This is a genomic window from Chryseobacterium sp. JV558, assembly GCF_033712365.1.
Lineage (GTDB): Bacteria > Bacteroidota > Bacteroidia > Flavobacteriales > Weeksellaceae > Chryseobacterium.
Genome location: NZ_WJHU01000002.1, coordinates 811,514 through 829,395, shown reverse-complemented (window position 1 = coordinate 829,395; position 17,882 = coordinate 811,514). Strand labels below are relative to the sequence as shown.

Genomic DNA, 17,882 nt, shown 5'->3' with positions numbered 1-17,882 from the left:
TTTTTATTTATTCACTTCTCCATTCTTCAGGAATATCACAAACCGGAATAGGATCTATTTTATGTTTGGCTGCTTTATGCATTCTGTCGAAGATCTGGAAAACTTCTTTATCTCTTCCTTCATAGTCATCGGCTGTTTTTGTTCCGTATTCTTTTTGAATTTTTTCCAGTTCAGGATATGTTGCACCGATTTGCTGCTCATCTGTTCGGTCCACATCCCAAAGTCCATCTGTAGGAATAGCTTCCTGAATACTTTTGATCAGGTTTAACCCTTTAGCAAGTTTATATACTTCGGTTTTATAAAGATCAGCAATGGGAGAAACGTCTACTCCTCCATCTCCATATTTTGTATAAAACCCGATTCCGAAATCTTCCACTTTATTTCCTGTTCCACATACCAGAAGTCCATTCAGCTGCCCATAATAATATAGAGTAAGCATTCTCAAACGGGATCTTGTATTGGCAAAAGCCAATTTTTCGTTAGGATACAGATCATCTTTTACATCAAAAGTTTTGTACAGTTCCTCAAACGCAGGAGTAAGATCTACAGACATTGTTTCTACATTTGGGAATCTCGATTTAAGGTCATTCATATGATCCTGTGCACGGTCTACCTGATCTGCTTTCTGACGAATCGGCATTTCGATCAGTAATGTTTTCAGGCCTGTCATTGCTGCTAATGTAGAAACAACTCCGGAATCTACTCCTCCTGAAACTCCAATTACATATCCGTTCACTTTTGCTTTTGTAGCATAATCTTTTAACCAACTTACAATATGATCTATCACTTTTTGTGTCTGCATCGTTTATTTTTTTTAGTCTATTCCAAATTCTTTAGGATATTTCACCATCCCTTTTTTATCTTTCAATCCGTCTTTTACCAATTCTACAGCCATTCCGTTTTCTTCCGGAATATCGAATGGAAAAGAGATTCCAAAATTACTCGTTTTTTTGTAACCAAAGCGTGGATAATAATTTTCATGTCCGATAAGAATCACCGATTGGTATCCAAGTTCTTCGGCAATACGGTGTCCTTCGGCAATCAGTTTTCCTCCAAGTCCCTGATTCTGAAATTCAGGTTTTACGGAAACCGGAGCTAACGCAAGGGATTCAAAGGATTCTGTACCATTGACAATTTTTAATTTTGTAAACAGGATATGGCCTGCAATTCTTCCATCTTCATTTTCAGCAACCAGGGATAATTCCGGAATAAAAGCTTCAGATTGTCTTAGTTTTTCAACCAGAAACTGTTCCTGATGATCACTATGTTCCATCTCTTTGAATGCTTCTTCTGTAAGTTGAAAGACCTGTTGATGATCTTTTTCTTCTTCTTTTCTTATTGTTATCATTTCTATTCAATATATTGTTCATGTTTCAGTTCGTACCAGAAACATTTTGTATCAGAGTCTTCAAACTCGCCTTTATTATCAAAGCCCAGTCTTTTTAAAATATGATTGGAACCGGTATTTCCGGTATTAGCATAAGCATAAATAGTCTCAGCATTTAATGTTCTGAAACCATAATTCAAAGAAGCTTTTGCCGCTTCCCAGGCATATCCTTTCCCCCAAAATTCAGGAATGAAACGATAGCCCAAATCTAATGTATTGACAAATCCATTGACAGGTTGTCTCAGAAGCTTTAAACCACTCCATCCTATCATCAAACCGCTTTCTTTTTCAATAACGGCCAGCCTTCCCACTCCATTTTCCTCGTATTGCTTCTGAATTATCCCGATCATCTTTTTTGAATCTTCAACCGTTACTGCAGGAGTTTCTAAATATTCCATCACTTCGGGATCAGAATCCATCAGGAACAATCTTTCAAAATCCGTATCTTCAAGTTTTCTTAAAATAAGTCTTTCAGTTTCCAGTATCATTGGTTTTATTTTCTGTTCTAAGTTAATTTACGGCTATTAAATAAATTTTTCACGTTTCAGCTCATACCAAAAGCAAATACCGTCAGGTTCTTCAAACTCACTGGTTTTTTCAAATCCTAATTTTCTTAAAATATGATTGGAAACCTCATGCTCTGAATGAGCATAGGCGTAAATAACCTCTGCATTAAGGTCATTAAAACCATAATCAAGAGAAGCTATTCCTGCTTCCACAGCATATCCTTTCCCCCATGATTCCGGTAAGAAACGATATCCCAGTTCTAAAACATTCTGATAACCATTCGTTTCGTGGGTCAATAATTTTAACCCGCTCCATCCTATAAGCTGTCCGCTTTCTTTTTCCACCACTCCAAGTCTTCCTACTCCATTTTCCTCATACTGTTTCTGAATCATGCTGATGACATTTCTGGATTCATTGATATCCGTCAATACCGGTACTCCGATATATTTCATCACTTCAGGGTTAGAATCTAAAAGAAAGATACGTTCGACATCTGTATCTTCAAGCTTTCTTAAAATCAGTCGTTTTGTTTCTATTTTCATAATCATTAGTTTTTATTCTCCCACTCCAAAAATGGTGACATCTGTTTTTATCCCTTTTTTGATATCCGTTTCTTTTATCTTATTTCCCATTATATTCAGGGTTTGCAAAGCTGGATTCCCGGAAATATCAATTTTTTGAAGCTTATTATGTTCCAGATTCAATTTTCTTACTGTTTTAAACTCAGTCAAGTCAATTGTTTTTAATTGATTTAAAGATAATGTTAATTGGTCAATTTTTGGAATTCCTTTCAGCGAAATGCCTTCCAACAGATTATTATCCAGATATAAAGAACTTAAGTTTTTTAAGTTTTCTGCTTTGAATGACGAAATTTTGCATCCTGTGCAGGAAAACAATTCCAGTTGATCCAGATGGTTTATTGCAATATTCGGGATCATATTATCATCCAGAATAATCATTTTTATATTTTTAAACAGGTGCAGATCTTCAGTGGAAGTAATTCCTTTCTGAACAAGAAATAAATTTGTAACCGTTCCCGCTTCAAGAGGTTCAAGTATTCCGTTTTTATTCAGGTCAAAATTTTCGAGTACTGCTTTTTCAAAGTTTCTATCTTTAAATTCAAGCTTTTGTCCATAGAAAAAAGAAAGTCCACAAATAAAGCAAAGGGTTGTAATTATTTTAATTTTCATCATAAATTGTCTATTTAATCCTTATTTTTGTAAACTTAAATTCCATGTAAAAATAATGAAGATTTTTAGATATATTGCGCTTTCTTCTATTTTAGCTGCCGGACTTGTTTCCTGCAAAAAAGAACCTGAAAATCAATGGAAGGTAGAAGTCAAAGAGACTGCCGAAAAAATTGATGTAACAGATATTTCCAAAGAATTTTACAATCCGAATGTTCCGCTGGAGCAGTTTAAAACTCAGTTCCCATGGTTTCAGGGAAGTGTTTCAGACGCAGATTTCGGAAAAAGAAGAACAGATGCTGAAGAGATCAAAATCTACAAGGAAGCTATCGGAAAAATAAATCAGGCTACATTACAAACGGAGCTAAAGAGTTTATTTTCGCACATCAAGTATTATTTCCCACAGTTCAAAAGTCCCAAAGTATATTTATTCTCATCTGCATTACAGATGATTCAGGATCCTATATTTTATGATCAGAAAGGAAATCTTCTGTTTATAGATATTACAGGTTTTATGGGTGACGGAAATCCTAATTATAAAGGGCTGGAGCTGTATTTTCAAAAATCAATGAACCCACAGAATATTGTTCCTAAAGTATCTCAGCTTTTTGCTGAAAATATTGTAACGGAATCTCCTGATCATCAGAAATTCATTGATCAGATCATTCTGAACGGAAAAGTAATGATTCTTCAGGATGCTTTTCTTCCGGATGTTCCTGATTATCTGAAAATGAATTATACTAAAAAACAGTATGAATGGGCAACGGGTAATGAAGCCAATATCTGGAATTATTTTGTAGAAAGCAACCTGATCTTCGGTGATGATCCAAGATTGGGAGAGCGTTTCATCTCGCCGGGACCATTCTCGAAATTTTATACGGAGATCGATAATGAATCTTCACCACAAATCGGAATTTTTACAGGATGGCAAATCTGTAAGGCATACCTTAAGGAAAAGCCTGAGACAAAACTTACCGCTTTCCTGAAAATGGATGCCACCACCATTTTTAATCAATCCGGTTATAAGCCGAAACTTAAATAATAGAAAATTTAGAATTTAGAAAAAATAGAAAAATGAGAAAGACTCAGATTACGATAGATGTAGAGCTTGATGAAAATCATGTTCCTGAAAACATTACATGGAACGCTCAGGATGGAGGTATTGATAAACAAGATACTAAAGCAACCATGATTTCTGTATGGGATGAAAAAACAAAAGAGGCATTAAGAATTGATCTTTGGACCAAAGAAATGCCTGTAGACCAGATGAAGATGTTTATCCACCAGATTTTAATATCTTTAGGAAGCACGTACCAGAGAGCAACCGGAGAAGAGGATGTAGCACAATGGATGGAAGAGGTTGCAGAAGAATTTGCTGTAAAATCTGCCATTAAGTAAAAATGCATGATATACAGTAAGCGGTAAGCTTTTTGTATTCAGCATAGAGCAATTTTAATAAAAAACAATCAGCTTAAGCAATATTTCCAAAAGCCTATTGCTTAATGCTCAAGCCTAAAGCAAAAAATTATGAATTTTAATACAAAAGTAATTCACGGAGGGCAGCACCACGAGTCTGCAACAGGGTCTGTAAATGTTCCTGTATTTTTGACCTCTACGTTTGCACAGAAAAGCCCTGGAGTACATTCCGGATATGAATATTCAAGAGCTGCCAACCCTACAAGACAGGCATTGGAAGATTCTTTGGCAAGTATTGAAAATGGAGCGAGAGGTTTAGCTTTCGGTTCTGGTCTTGCTGCCATTGACTGTGTTTTGAAATTATTAAATCCTGGTGATGAAGTAATTGCTGTAGATGATCTTTATGGAGGTACTTACAGAATGTTTACCAGACTTTTCGAAAAATATCAACTGAAGTTTACATTCGTTAATTTTGATGATGTTTCTAAAATCGCTGATGTTATCACTGATAAAACGAAACTGATCTGGGTAGAAACTCCTACCAACCCATTGATGAAATTAGTAGATATCAAAGCGGTTGTAGAGATTGCGAAAGGAAAAGATATTTTAGTGGCGGTAGACAATACTTTTGCAACGCCTTATATCCAGAGACCTATTGATCTGGGAGCTGATATCGTAATGCATTCTGCAACGAAATATTTAGGAGGGCACTCTGATGTGATTGCAGGAGCACTTATTGCTAAAGATGCTGAACTGGGAGAGAAACTTCACTTTATTCAGTTTGCAAGTGGTGGTATTTTAGGACCTCATGATTCTTACCTTGTATTGAGAGGGATCAAAACACTGGCATTAAGAATGCAGAGACATTCTGACAATGGACTTGCAGTAGCACAATATCTTGAAAATCATCCTGCTGTAGATAAAGTAATTTATCCTGGATTAGAATCTCATCCTCAGTATGAGTTGGCAAAATCTCAGATGAAGGAAGCTGGAGGAATGGTGTCATTCACTTTTAAATCCGGAAAGAAAGAAGATGCTATTAAATTCTTAGAGAAAGTAAGAGTATTCACCTTAGCAGAATCTCTAGGAGGAGTAGAATCTTTGGCTAACCACCCTGCTCTGATGACTCACGCATCAATCCCGGCAGAAAAACGTGCTGAACTGGGAATCACTGATGACCTTGTTCGTTTAAGCGTAGGAATAGAAGATGCAGAAGATCTTATTGCAGATCTTGAGAAAGCTTTTTCTTAACATACTATAAACTAAAATGAGAAGGGTTAATCAATCCTTCTCATTTTATTATAAACACCATCTAATACTATGAAAAACACAAGAAAAGCAGACATTTCCGACTTGCCTCAGCTGGCTGAACTATTTGACCAGTACAGAATATTTTATCATAAGACCTCAGATATTCCTGCCGCGACAAGTTTTCTTCAGGAAAGACTTGAAAATAAAGATTCAGAAATCTTTGTTGCAGAAGAAAATGATAAACTAACAGGTTTCGTACAATTATACCCTATATTTTCGTCTACAAGAATGCAGCGTTACTGGCTGCTGAATGATCTCTACGTGAATGAAAACCACAGAGGAAAAGGCTTTTCAAAAGAATTAATTGAAGATTCTAAGGAACTCTGCCGTTCATCAAAAGCGTGCGGCATCCTTTTAGAAACAGGGAAAAGCAATGATATCGGGAATCAGCTGTATCCGGCCTGCGGATTTGAATTGTATGACTCATCTAATTTTTACGAGTGGAGCAATTCATGAGTAATGAGCAATAGGTAGTAAATAATTTTTGTAAAATGTATAATTTATAAAATATTCAAAAACTCCTCTGTTATTTATATCAAAAACTCGAATCACGAACCCCGAATCTAGGAACTCGCATCTCGAGTCCCGCACCTCAAAATCAATTTATAAAAACAAAAAAATAATATGACCGATTTTCAAAAATACATTCAAAGATATCTAGATCAGATTCCATCCGGAGACTGGTTAAACGAACTGCAAATATCAGCTGATAAAACCATAGGAATCTATTCCAATCTTACCGAAGAACAGTCTAATTTTGCTTATGCTGAAGGAAAATGGACTTTGAAAGGACTTCTACTCCATTTATCTGATACGGAAAGGGTATTCCAATACAGAATATTAGCTTTCGCCAGAGGAGAAAAAAACAATCTTCCAGGATTTGATGAAAATGAATATGCCGATCAGTCTTTTGCTAACGAAAGAACACTGGAATCTCTTTTGGATGAATATAAACTGGTGAGAAAATCTTCACAGATTCTATTAGAAACACTTCAACCTTCGGCTTTACAAAATACAGGTACAGCTAATGGCCATGAAATAACTGTAGAAACCATTGGAAAACTGATTGTAGGACACAATTACCATCACCTGAATATTATTGAAGAAAGATATTTATCGAAGTTGGGATGGATGTAGGAAAACGTACAGCACTAATCAGTATGCTGATCTTTACACTCTCCCTTTGTTTTACAGCTTTTACAATTGAAGACATGGGAGAGATTAAAAATTATAAATCATTTGAAGCATTCCTTATAGGTCCCATTAGCTTTTTGGGTGGTGGAATATTTGAGTTTTTGGTATGGACTGCCAATATTTGGTTTTTCATTTCAGTAATATGTTGTTATAAAAAGTATTCTCTACTATCACTTATATTTGGTCTAATAGCCATAGTACCTGCTGTCTCATTTTTTTACTGGAAGGAAATCTTAGCCGCTGAAAATGGAAGGATGGGGAAAATATACAGTTTAGAAACAGGTTATTTTTTATGGATAGTTTCTATTATTTTTTTAGTAGTTGGCTCATTTTATTTATCCGTAAAATCTAAATTTAATACCAGTCAAACATTATCTTAAATATCCAATGAGATCTCTAAAAAATTTAAGAATCACTGAAAGTATTCAATCTAAAAAATTAGTTTTCGAAGAAAGCTTATATGATAAGTTTGATACTATTTCTATCTACTTGGGTTTCTTAGTATTGGCAAGTGCTTCGATACTTTGTCTTAGAGAAATAAAACCTTCCCTCAATAGTAGTTTAGAATATTTTATCCTTACATGTTCACTTATATTTAGCGTATATGTTCTATACTGCAAATTCACAGAAAAACATTTAAAAGAAATTACATTTGATATCCATAAACAAGAAGCTAAAAAAAGAATTATTGAATATGGAAAAAAGTATAATTATAGAATCAGTAAAATCTCTGACAATCTGATTTTTCTTAACGAAGCTTCTGATCTTTATAGTTTTTCGGGTAATTATGAGCAAACAACTATTATTTTCTTTAAAGACAATGCTATTCTTTATACAGTAATTAAAGAAGGATTAAGGTCAAATTTCACCGTATTATTTTCACAGCATCTTACCAAAAGAGATTTAAAAGAAATACTACGCCCAGAATATATTAAACCAATTAAGCGAACAACTTATTTCAATTCATTTTTTCACGGATTATAATCTGTCTTATGGTAATAATCAAACCAATAAATCACATTTACATCTTAATTTTTTGCCCAAAATCCTTATATTTTCTACCTTTATCCACTCTTTGAATTCACATACAATTATGGAACATATTATCGAAATATTAAAATCCGGAGGAACAATTCTTTACCCTACAGATACGATCTGGGGAATTGGTTGTGATGCCACCAATATAGAAGCTGTCAATAAAATTTTTGACATCAAAAAGCGTGAAAAAAATAAATCAATGATCATTCTTGTAGAGTCTGAAAAAAGACTTCAGGATCTGGTGGATGTTCCTGAGATGGCCTGGGAAATTATTGATCTCAGCGAAAAACCGGTGACCATTGTTTATGAAAACCCAAAAGGCTTGCCCAAAGAACTTCTTGCTGAGGATGGAAGCATCGGAATCCGATTGGTAAAAAATGATTTCTGCAAGAAACTGATTACAAAACTAAACAAACCTTTGGTGTCTACTTCTGCCAACTTCAGTGGTGAGAAAAGTCCGTTGAAATTTTCTGATATTTCTGAGGAAATGATCAGTCTTGTAGATTATGCAGTGGAAGAAGACAGAGAAAAAGTTTCAAAATACTCAGGTTCTTCCGTTATCAAAATATGGAGCGATAATAGAATAAAGGTTCTTCGGGAATAGAAATCCGGGAACTTTCTGTTTATTTTTTTAGAGTCTTGTCAGTTCATATCGGCAGGATTTCTTTTTTTTAATTCTATCTTTGCAAACTCAACTCATAAATTATTTGCTATGAATCATCAGGAATTTGCTCAAATGTGGATTAGTGCATGGAATTCTCATGATTTAGAGGCTATCCTCACCCATTATTCAGATGATATTGAGATCACCACACCCATGATAGCTATGGCTACAGGCGGTAAAGAAAGCTCTTTAAAAGGAAAAGAAGCCGTCCGTGAATATTGGAGAAAGGCCTTGGATAAGTTTCCGGATCTTCATTTTGATCTCATTCGTTCCACGGCAGGAGTAGATTCAGCAGCATTATTTTATAAGTCGATCATGGATAAACATGCTGTTGAAGTCATGTTTTTTAATGAAGACGGAAAAATTAGTAGAATGTATGCTCATTACGATTAATGAGTAACATTGGTAGAAATTGACACTATTATTAACGATGATAATTAATCTTAATCAAAATAAGAATTTAAAACTTTTTAAAATAATTTCTGAAGCAGCAGAAAGGAATAACCAGTCCGTATATATTGTGGGCGGTTATGTTCGTGACCTTCTGATGAAAAGAAAAGCTTCCACAGATATAGACTTTGTGACCGAGCAAAGTGGTATTGAGCTTGCTCAAAATGTAGCTCAGGATCTAGATCCTAAATTAAAGGTTTCCGTATTCAAAACATATGGTACTGCCATGATCAAGTATAAAGAACTTGAACTTGAGTTTGTGGGAGCAAGAAAAGAAAGTTATACAGAAAACAGCCGAAAACCGGAAGTAGAAGGTGGAAGCCTGGAAGATGACCAGAAAAGAAGAGATTTCACCATCAATGCGATGGCTATTTCTTTAAACAAAGCTAATTTCGGAGAACTGATTGATCCCTTCAATGGAATTGATGATCTTGAAAAAGGAATTTTAAGAACTCCTTTAGAACCGGCTCAGACCTATTCTGATGATCCTTTGAGAATGATGAGAGCTGTGCGTTTTGCTTCAACTTTAAATTTTAAAATTGAGGAGAATTCTCTGCAGGCTATCCAACAGGAAGCTGAAAGGATCAAGATTGTTTCTATGGAAAGAATCATGGTAGAATTCAACAAAATTATGCTTTCTGAAAAGCCATCTATCGGATTGAGATTGATGGAGCAAACCGGTCTTATGAAACTGATCATTCCCGAACTGATAGAACTAAAAGGAGTGGAAGAAGTAGAAGGACAAACTCATAAAGATAATTTTTACCATACCCTGGAAGTTGTAGATAATATTTCTGTGAATACCGATAATCTTTGGCTTCGTTGGTCTGCTTTGCTTCATGATATTGGTAAAGCTCCTACGAAAAAATTTGTAGAAGGTACAGGATGGACGTTTCATGGTCATGAATTTTTAGGTTCAAAAATGACCAAGACACTTTTCCAGCGATTGAAGTTACCATTAGGAAATGATATGAAATATGTTCAGAAAATGGTTAAGCTTTCATCGCGACCTATTGCTCTGATAACTGATGATGCTTCAGACGCTGCATTGAGAAGACTTTTATTTGATGCCGGTGAAAACCTTGAAGATCTTTTTACCCTTTGTAAAGCAGATATCACCACTAAAAACTCTAAGAAGCAGGAGAAGTTCAAAAGAAACTTTGAATATGTGGCGGTAAAGATCAAAGAAGTGGAAGAAAAGGACCAGGTAAGGAACTTCCAGCCACCAATTACCGGTGAAGAGATCATGGAAATGTTTAATCTTAAGCCAGGACGTGAAATTGGTATTTTAAAGGAGAAAGTAAAAGAAGCTATTCTTGAAGGTGAAATTCCCAATGAAAAGGAAGAAGCCACAAAATTTGTGATTGTTGAAGCGGAAAAACTGGGATTGACAATATAAGTTCAATTGATAAATAATAAAAAGCCCGGCGGGATGTTCCATCCCGCCGGGCTTTTTATTTCCACTTATGAAAACAAAGCCGGCCGGTTTCTTTCGAAACCGGCCGGAAAAAAACACAAATGATGAAAAAATAAAAAATTATTTTTTTATATGTTGTAAGGTTTATGGATTCAGGAAAGTACCGTTAGCACCAAGACCTCCTGTTTTAAGAGAACTAATTTTATTACCCGTAGTTGCTGAATAAATTACCATTTCGCTTTCTGCTGTAAATTGCTTAACATCTGATGCAAAGATTCTTCCATCAATAACGTTAAATCCATAAAGTGTAAAATAAGGACCACCATCTGCAGCTGTTAGCAATGGAGCTGTAGGAACTGTAGGGGTCGCTAAACTTGTTGTATATACTTTATCTGCAGAGCTGAAGTAGATTTTATCGTTATCAATCTGAAGGTTTGTAGCGTTTGGAATTCCTGTCAGTGTTACTACTGGAGTCATTGCTCCAGTGCTTGAAATCTTATAGACATAAGAATCTGCAGCTGTTGAAGAAATTGTGTAAACATTAGATTTGTATGAAATAGTACTGTTAATTTTACCATTTGGAACTGTCATTTCAGTCTTACTGTCATTGGAAGTATTGATATAAGTAATCATATTTCCGAATCCTGATGTTGCATTCTGTACAAAAACATTTCCACCTGCTTCTACTGTTTTATCAGCCCCGCCTGTCATAGTGATTTTGCTTACAAATGAATAGTCAGAAGCTTTATATTTCGTTACGTTTGTTGCATTTGTAGAGAAATTCAGGTTGGCAACATAGATAAAGTTATTTGCAAAAGTAATCCCTCTTGGGTTATCAATCTGATCTGTAATTACTGCTAATTTTTTGAATGTATAACGGTCTACTACAACAATTTTGTTCGAGTTATTGATTACAAGATAAGCCTTATTTCCGTTAAGACCAATCGTCTGAAGAACGTCACCCAGAATTTCTTTATTGTTATTATAACCATATACGTCATCCTGTTTCATACTCAAATCTCTTGTCAGGAAGGTTACTTTAGCTCCCTGGCTGTTGAAGTTACCTTCATTAGAGATAAAATATCCGTTCTGGTAAGTGATCGGAGAAATTTCAAACTCAGCGGAATCGCTTGTACATGAAGACATGTTAAATAATAACACTACTGCAAATAGTACAGTTAAAAGTTTAGTTATTTTCATAATTTATTCAATTTTAATTTTTAAAAATTTATTGCTGCGTATACACTATAGTTTCTTTTCGGTAAAGGATAAAAAGAAACCGTTTTATAATAGGTATTTGTTAGATTATTTACTTTAAACCCTAAGGTATATTTTTTCGCTAAAGTTGCAGAAACTCCCATATTCAAAAGAAAATAAGGATCAATGGCTTCTGATCTATTTTCATCACTTGTGGTATAGGTAACACCATTCAGTAATCCCTGTGCAAAAAACTTAAAGAAACCATATTCATAATCTATATTGGCAGATCCCCTGTGCATAGGAACATAAGGTCTCTGTAGCTGCGTTTCTTTATCTATAGATCTTGCATAATAATATCCTGCATTCGCTCTGAATTTATGATTACCCAATTGTTTACTAAAAGACAGCTGAGATTCTAATCCGTAAGATTCAACTTTATTGACATTGAATGCCTGCCAGTATCCTTTAGCCGTTGGAAGCCATGCGATAAGATCTGTGATGTTCATATAATACGGAGATAAAGCAAGTCTGAAATCTCCCACTTTGAACTCATTGGTCATATCTACCTGAGTAGAGGTTTCCGGTCTCAGGTCTTTATTTCCTCCCGGCTCATAATAAATATCATTAAATGACGGATATCTGAAGTTTTTTGACACGTTAACGCTTACATCATACCATTTTGCAGCACTCCATTTTCCGGAGAATGAATACATAATTGGTGACTTCACATCTTCCACAAAATCTTTCTTGAATCCACCTTCAAAACGCAGGTCTTTTGTTGCAAAATATCTCAACAATCCGGAAACAGAACCAACATTTCTGCTGACACTGGATATTCCACTCGCATATCCTTCCCCTTTATTGATCTGAAATTCTCCGATAATATTAAAATTCCACTTAGAATTCAGGAAGTAATTGAAATCATTTTTAAAGATGTAATTTTTCCCTGTTCCGCCACTGGATTTAGGCAGGTTTAAAGAACCAAAATACTGAAAATTCTCTTCTGTATAGGCTGCTCTAAGGGAGTTGCTAAACTTCGCTTTGTTCCAGTCCCAGGAAAGAAGGCTTCTTACACTTTGAGTCTTATATTTTGTCTTTGTTCCCGTTTCTTCATATACAGGATAATGTTGTGAAGAATCGAAAAACTGGCTCTGCCACGAAATTTTATGATCGTTATTTATCTTATAAGATGCACCTGCATTGAATGTCGTATTGTAGTAATTCCCGTTTCTGTTGATATAGTTCAGATCACTTACCTCATAATTATTTTCGCTTACAGAATAATTTCCGGAAGCTTTAAAACTGAACTTATCATTGCTGTAAGAACCTTTTACAAAATTATTATAGGTATTGAAAGAAGCGACTTCAGAAAATACAGAACCATGAAAGCCTTTATTAAAATCAAGAGTGTTATTCAGGTGAATACTTCCCCCGATAGCACCACTTCCGTAGACTACGCTTCCTCCGCCGGCTTTTATACCGATTTGGTCATATCCGAACAAAGCAATATTATTGATATCTCCCTGTCCCAAAAAACTGGAGTTGATATTTATCCCATTCCATACAAAGGCAGTCTGCTGCGCAGTAGTACCCCGGAAAGATGGCGAAGAAACAGCCCCACGGCCATTTTCTTTGATAAATACCTGTGACTGAAATCTCAGAAGTTCTGAAAGATTACTGGAGTTTTTCTCGGCCTCTTCTGCCGAAATTATTTTTACGGGATGAAAAAGTTTCACCCTATTCATCTGGTTATCGAAAACATAAATAGTGTCGATGGTTTTCTCTTGTCCAAAAAGAAAACAGCCATAAGATGAAAAAAGCAGTACTAAAGATCTTTTTATATCCATACTTTTTTACTTTTCCTCCGAAAGCAATATGTTTTTTTATTATAATTCCGGCAGGTCTCCTGACTTTCGCATTCTGCTCCTTCCCGTTTTAGACAGTGGTTGTTTGCAGAAACTTTTATTGCGATTTACAGTTGCGGGGACAGTCCGGGAGTTACACCCGATTCCCTTTTCATTCCAAAATACTGGAAACCAAAATTTTTGCAAAGATAGGTTTTTATATGTATTTGCCAAAAAGTGAGAATAGTGTGTAGCGGGTTGAAAATTTGAAGCAATAACTCACAAAAAAAAGCTGCTTTCGGTTGAAAGCAGCCATGTATCATAGAATAATCGTATGCAATTATTTACCAATAACTTCTGTAATTGGATTTCCTACATTTCCACTTGGGAACTGAATTTTCAGTAGAGAAGATACGGTAGGTGCAATATCGGTCATGTGATAAGCCTTGTTGCTTTCTCCCTGTTTAACTCCCCAACCCATAAAGATCAATGGAATATGCGAGTCATAAGAATTCCAAACGCTATGAGTAGTTCCTGTTTTAGAATATGGAGGAAGCATAGAATCATGAGAAATTAATTGGATATCTCCACTTCTCTGTCTGTTGATTCCGTTGATAATTCTTTGTTTGATAGGCTCCGGAATACTTGCTTCCTGAACTCTGTCTACAGAAACAGCATATAAAACTGTAGGATCTTTCTCCAGTTCTTTTACTGCGAAGTTTCTTACATCATCCAATTCAAGCTTACTGTCAGCCAATACTTTTCTGTCAAAATAAATCTGATAGTTATCAATCGCATTGATCAGTTTATCAGCTCCGAATTTATCCTTTAGTTTTTGGTTCAGATTCTTTTCTGCATCTTCACCGAAGAAACCTGTCGGGATTTTATGCTCTTTAAGGAATCCTACAGAATGCGCTCCACCATGGTCAGCAGAAAGAAAAACTGTATATTCTCCTTTTCCTACTTTAGCATCCAAATAATTGAAGAATTCTGCTAAATCCTGATCTAATCTGATATACACATCTTCTACCTCAATAGAATTGGGTCCGAATTTATGACCTGCATAATCAGTAGATGCAAGGTTGATGGCCAAGAAGTCTGTAATATTATCTCCGCCCAGTTTTTCACCTTCTACAGAAGCTTCTGCCAACTTCAATGTCAGCGTATTCCCGAAAGGTGTATAACGGATATTATCTTTTTTAGTCTGATAATCCTTTGCTAAATTACTGTAAGGGAAAGTAGGCGTTTTTGCACTTCCCAGCAGTCCTTCCCAAGAAGAATTGTCCGGTGCACTTTCCGTATATTGATTGATTGGAAGTAAAGTATTCCAGCCGTTGGCTACTAATTTTTCAGGAAGATTCTGAGAGTTGAATGATTTTACCCATTGAGGAAGATCATTCATATACCATGTACTGGTAATGAAATTTCCTGTACTGTCATCAAACCAGAACGCTCCGTTTGGATTGTGTCCTGCAGGAAGAATAGAAGCACGGTCTTTCAAAGAAACTCCCACTACTTTCCCCTGAAAGTTGGTTGCTAATCTCAATTCGTCAGTTACCGTAGTAGACCAAAGATTTTTTGGAGAGTGGCTTCCTGTTTTTACATTGGTTGTTCCTACTGGCTGAACGCTCTCATCAGCTGTACAGTACACTCCTTTTCCTGTTTCCTTATCCGTCCAGTCATTTCCAGCAATTCCGTGAATAGCCGGTACTGAACCTGTATAGATACATGTATGTCCCAACGCGGTAATGGTAGGAACGTATGGAATGTGTACATTATTCAAAGAATATCCTGTATTCAAAAGTCTTTTGAAACCGTCATTCCCATATTTACCATAAAAACGGTATAAATAATCCCAACGCATCTGATCTACAACCAAACCTACGACTAGTTTTGGTCTTTCCAGTTGGGTATTTTTATTCTTCTGTGCATTGATTGTAACTACGGACAAAAAAGTAGCTGCCGCAATTGAAATGTTCCTAAGCATCCAAGTAAATTTTTATTGACAACAAATTTAAGGGTTTTGAAAGTTTTGGAGTGTGAAATTTTATTTAAATTTGATTATTGCACAATTTATCAATCAATCTGCTATGATTCTAGGCGTATACTGGTATTTCAAATTTCCGGATCACTTATATAACTTTCAATTTTTCAAATTTTTCCCGGGATATGGTGGACATGCCGATAATCCTGCAGAACTGGCGGCAAAAGTTCAGGTGGAAAATGCAGACGATTTTATCGGAAAGCTGGAAGAACTGAAAGGACGTTTCAAAGAAACCTATTTACATTTGAATATCGATGGAAATAATTTGATCATCAATATCGGAGATTATCAGCTCTTTGATTTTCATTTTCAGCTGGCAGAAGAAATAGAAGAACTATTGATTCGTGAAAATGCAGAGTTGATAGATTCCAATATTCCTTTTAGCATTCAATCCAGCAAGAGCTATGCTCCGGAAAGAGAAGAATTCAAAAATATAGAACACAGATTCATTCAGATGGTTGGTTCTGACTTCAGGAAGAGCAATGCAGAAAATTACGCTGCCAGAATTGATTGTAATCTGCCTCTGCAATACAAACAAAGCCTTATTGATGATTTATCACAGATATGCAAAGAAGAAAACCTCAATGTATTTTATTATAATGATTTTGATTTTAAAGATCATTGCAACCTGATGCTCTTTTTCAGCAATGGCAGACAGAACAAAGAGGCTGTTCAAAAAGTTGATATCAATTCATTTGGGAGTAAAGTGCGCCAGCTTACCCAGAAATACCCTCTTTATTTCGGTCACTTCGGAAGTCTCAAAGAATATCCTTTACAGGGTCCTCACGCAGAACTCATAGTGGATGAAGAATATATTTTAAATAAAAAATAAAACCATTTAATTCAATCATATGATCAAATTCAAATATGTCATTTTGTATGTAGAAGATGTAGAGCAATCTATGAATTTTTATAAAAACACCTTTGATACCGAAATAAAATTTATCACCCCTGAAAAAGATTATGGAGAACTGCTGACCGGAGAAACTACTTTGTCATTTGCTGCTGTAAGCCTCGCAGATTCCAATATTAAAAAAGGATTTTTAACTTCAAAAACGCAAGATAAACCTTTTGGAATGGAACTGGGATTTGTCACTGATGATGTAGAAGCCCTGGTGGAAAAAGCAATAAAAAATGGCGCTGTACTGTATGAAGATATTGCAGTAAAACCCTGGGGACAAAAAACATCTTACATCAAAGATCCCAACAATTATCTGGTTGAAATCTGTACTGAAATTCAATAAGTTTAAAATATCTGATGTGGAAATAAGAAAATTACAAAAACTAGCCACCGATCCAAGTGTAAACTGGGGACATAATGGTTATACAACGGACAGAATATATTCAGTTTCCTCTATTGAGTTTGGAGGTTCTTTTGAATTTAGCTTAAAAGAAAAGGCTTTACCTTATATCAAAAACTGGGAGACTACTTCTGAAGAATTTGAAGAACTGAATAGTCTTATAGAACAGGAAAATTCTTTTGGAGCCTTCACTGATGAAGATCTTGCGGGTTGGATTATTTGTGAACACAGAACATGGAACAACAGTCTGTACATAGAAAATTTACTGATTGACGAAAAGCACAGACGGCAGGGAATCGGAATTATGCTGATTAAAAGTGCCATTAAAGAAGCCCGCAGACTAAACTGCAGAGTCATTGAACTGGAAACACAGAATACCAACTATCCGGCTATTCAGTTTTACAGAAGAATGGGCTTCAATATTACCGGGCTGAACACGAGACTATACAATAATCAGGACGAGATTGCTCTTTTTATGACTTTAGATGTGGAATAAAACCTGATAAAAAGATATTATTATAAAATATTTAACCTCTAATATTTAAAACACTTGCTGGTGTCCTAATTTTTCTATATATTAGTAATCAACAAATTAAAGATTATTACTATGAAAAATTTCAAAAAACTAAAGAGAAGCCAGCTTGTGCTGATAAATGGTGGTGATACTCCTTATGCATTATGTGATATGGATGGTAATTGTCCTCCGACAATAGGCTCATACTATTGCAGCGATGGTACTTGTTACAGAGTTTCCGGAGGTGGCGGTGGTAACCCCGGCTGTAATGAACCTATGCGTCTTTGCCAAGAATGGGAAACCGGATGCGGGTGTGTTTATATGTAATATATTTTGTTAGATAAAATCTTGTTGAGGGCGGTTTTTACCGCTCTTTTTTGGTTTAAAAAATGCATATTTGCAATAAAC

At 35.5% G+C, this 17,882-nt stretch carries 22 protein-coding genes and 1 riboswitch; of the genes, 14 read left to right on the top strand and 8 right to left on the bottom strand.

What is annotated here, in order from left to right:
* Positions 1–7: 7 nt before the first annotated feature.
* The 5 genes from nadE to GFU89_RS09560 are packed head-to-tail and all read right to left on the bottom strand — an operon-like array spanning position 8 to position 3,087.
* Positions 8–802, bottom strand: a complete 795-nt coding sequence (gene nadE / locus GFU89_RS09580) for an NAD(+) synthase (protein WP_318846916.1) — start codon at positions 800–802, stop codon at positions 8–10.
* Between the two features lie 12 nt (positions 803–814).
* Entirely contained in the window at positions 815–1,348 is a 534-nt protein-coding gene (locus GFU89_RS09575) for an N-acetyltransferase (protein ID WP_318846915.1), read from the bottom strand.
* Between the two features lie 2 nt (positions 1,349–1,350).
* Complete coding sequence (locus GFU89_RS09570) at positions 1,351–1,875, bottom strand: GNAT family N-acetyltransferase (protein ID WP_318846914.1); 525 nt, start codon at positions 1,873–1,875, stop codon at positions 1,351–1,353.
* Between the two features lie 36 nt (positions 1,876–1,911).
* Positions 1,912–2,436, bottom strand: coding sequence for a GNAT family N-acetyltransferase (locus tag GFU89_RS09565; RefSeq protein WP_318846913.1), 525 nt, complete (start codon positions 2,434–2,436; stop codon positions 1,912–1,914).
* A 12-nt stretch (positions 2,437–2,448) separates the two neighbouring features.
* Positions 2,449–3,087, bottom strand: coding sequence for a leucine-rich repeat domain-containing protein (locus tag GFU89_RS09560; protein ID WP_318846912.1), 639 nt, complete (start codon positions 3,085–3,087; stop codon positions 2,449–2,451).
* 52 nt (positions 3,088–3,139) lie between these two features.
* Here GFU89_RS09560 and GFU89_RS09555 point away from each other — a divergent pair, with 52 nt between their 5' ends.
* From GFU89_RS09555 to GFU89_RS09510, 10 genes are all read left to right on the top strand, one after another.
* Positions 3,140–4,123: a gliding motility protein GldB gene (locus tag GFU89_RS09555; protein ID WP_318846911.1), complete on the top strand. Its 984-nt coding sequence runs from the start codon at positions 3,140–3,142 to the stop codon at positions 4,121–4,123.
* Between the two features lie 32 nt (positions 4,124–4,155).
* The gene (gene gldC / locus GFU89_RS09550; RefSeq protein WP_318846910.1) at positions 4,156–4,479 is read left to right on the top strand and encodes a gliding motility protein GldC; all 324 of its coding nucleotides are present in this window, start codon (positions 4,156–4,158) and stop codon (positions 4,477–4,479) included.
* Positions 4,480–4,608: 129 nt separating this feature from the next.
* Entirely contained in the window at positions 4,609–5,748 is a 1,140-nt protein-coding gene (locus GFU89_RS09545; RefSeq protein WP_142017673.1) for a cystathionine gamma-synthase, read from the top strand.
* A 69-nt stretch (positions 5,749–5,817) separates the two neighbouring features.
* Positions 5,818–6,264: a GNAT family N-acetyltransferase gene (locus GFU89_RS09540; RefSeq protein WP_318846909.1), complete on the top strand. Its 447-nt coding sequence runs from the start codon at positions 5,818–5,820 to the stop codon at positions 6,262–6,264.
* Positions 6,265–6,432: 168 nt separating this feature from the next.
* Positions 6,433–6,945, top strand: coding sequence for a DinB family protein (locus tag GFU89_RS09535; RefSeq protein ID WP_318846908.1), 513 nt, complete (start codon positions 6,433–6,435; stop codon positions 6,943–6,945).
* Positions 6,936–7,382 (top strand): hypothetical protein, encoded by a 447-nt coding sequence (locus GFU89_RS09530; RefSeq protein ID WP_318846907.1) that lies wholly within the window; start codon positions 6,936–6,938, stop codon positions 7,380–7,382. Before GFU89_RS09535 ends, GFU89_RS09530 begins: the two co-directional genes overlap by 10 nt.
* Before the next feature lie 7 nt (positions 7,383–7,389).
* On the top strand, positions 7,390–7,986 hold the full coding sequence (locus GFU89_RS09525; RefSeq protein ID WP_318846906.1) for a hypothetical protein: 597 nt from the start codon (positions 7,390–7,392) through the stop codon (positions 7,984–7,986).
* A gap of 109 nt (positions 7,987–8,095) precedes the next feature.
* Positions 8,096–8,644, top strand: a complete 549-nt coding sequence (locus GFU89_RS09520) for an L-threonylcarbamoyladenylate synthase (protein ID WP_318846905.1) — start codon at positions 8,096–8,098, stop codon at positions 8,642–8,644.
* Positions 8,645–8,776: 132 nt separating this feature from the next.
* The gene (locus GFU89_RS09515; protein WP_318846904.1) at positions 8,777–9,097 is read left to right on the top strand and encodes a nuclear transport factor 2 family protein; all 321 of its coding nucleotides are present in this window, start codon (positions 8,777–8,779) and stop codon (positions 9,095–9,097) included.
* Positions 9,098–9,134: 37 nt separating this feature from the next.
* Complete coding sequence (locus tag GFU89_RS09510; RefSeq protein ID WP_318846903.1) at positions 9,135–10,553, top strand: CCA tRNA nucleotidyltransferase; 1,419 nt, start codon at positions 9,135–9,137, stop codon at positions 10,551–10,553.
* A gap of 162 nt (positions 10,554–10,715) precedes the next feature.
* Here GFU89_RS09510 and GFU89_RS09505 read toward each other — a convergent pair whose 3' ends face one another.
* From GFU89_RS09505 to pafA, 3 genes are all read right to left on the bottom strand, one after another.
* Entirely contained in the window at positions 10,716–11,771 is a 1,056-nt protein-coding gene (locus tag GFU89_RS09505; protein ID WP_318846902.1) for a YncE family protein, read from the bottom strand.
* A gap of 20 nt (positions 11,772–11,791) precedes the next feature.
* Positions 11,792–13,618, bottom strand: a complete 1,827-nt coding sequence (locus GFU89_RS09500; protein WP_318846901.1) for a TonB-dependent receptor plug domain-containing protein — start codon at positions 13,616–13,618, stop codon at positions 11,792–11,794.
* Positions 13,619–13,649: 31 nt separating this feature from the next.
* Positions 13,650–13,827: riboswitch (cobalamin riboswitch) on the bottom strand.
* Between the two features lie 128 nt (positions 13,828–13,955).
* On the bottom strand, positions 13,956–15,602 hold the full coding sequence (pafA, locus tag GFU89_RS09495; protein WP_318846900.1) for an alkaline phosphatase PafA: 1,647 nt from the start codon (positions 15,600–15,602) through the stop codon (positions 13,956–13,958).
* A 103-nt stretch (positions 15,603–15,705) separates the two neighbouring features.
* Between pafA and GFU89_RS09490 the strand changes: the two genes are divergently transcribed.
* From GFU89_RS09490 to GFU89_RS09475, 4 genes are all read left to right on the top strand, one after another.
* On the top strand, positions 15,706–16,491 hold the full coding sequence (locus tag GFU89_RS09490) for a hypothetical protein (RefSeq protein WP_318846899.1): 786 nt from the start codon (positions 15,706–15,708) through the stop codon (positions 16,489–16,491).
* 19 nt (positions 16,492–16,510) lie between these two features.
* Positions 16,511–16,903, top strand: a complete 393-nt coding sequence (locus GFU89_RS09485; protein ID WP_318846898.1) for a VOC family protein — start codon at positions 16,511–16,513, stop codon at positions 16,901–16,903.
* A 16-nt stretch (positions 16,904–16,919) separates the two neighbouring features.
* Positions 16,920–17,456: a GNAT family N-acetyltransferase gene (locus GFU89_RS09480; RefSeq protein WP_318846897.1), complete on the top strand. Its 537-nt coding sequence runs from the start codon at positions 16,920–16,922 to the stop codon at positions 17,454–17,456.
* Positions 17,457–17,567: 111 nt separating this feature from the next.
* The gene (locus GFU89_RS09475) at positions 17,568–17,801 is read left to right on the top strand and encodes a hypothetical protein (RefSeq protein ID WP_318846896.1); all 234 of its coding nucleotides are present in this window, start codon (positions 17,568–17,570) and stop codon (positions 17,799–17,801) included.
* Positions 17,802–17,882 lie beyond the last annotated feature (81 nt).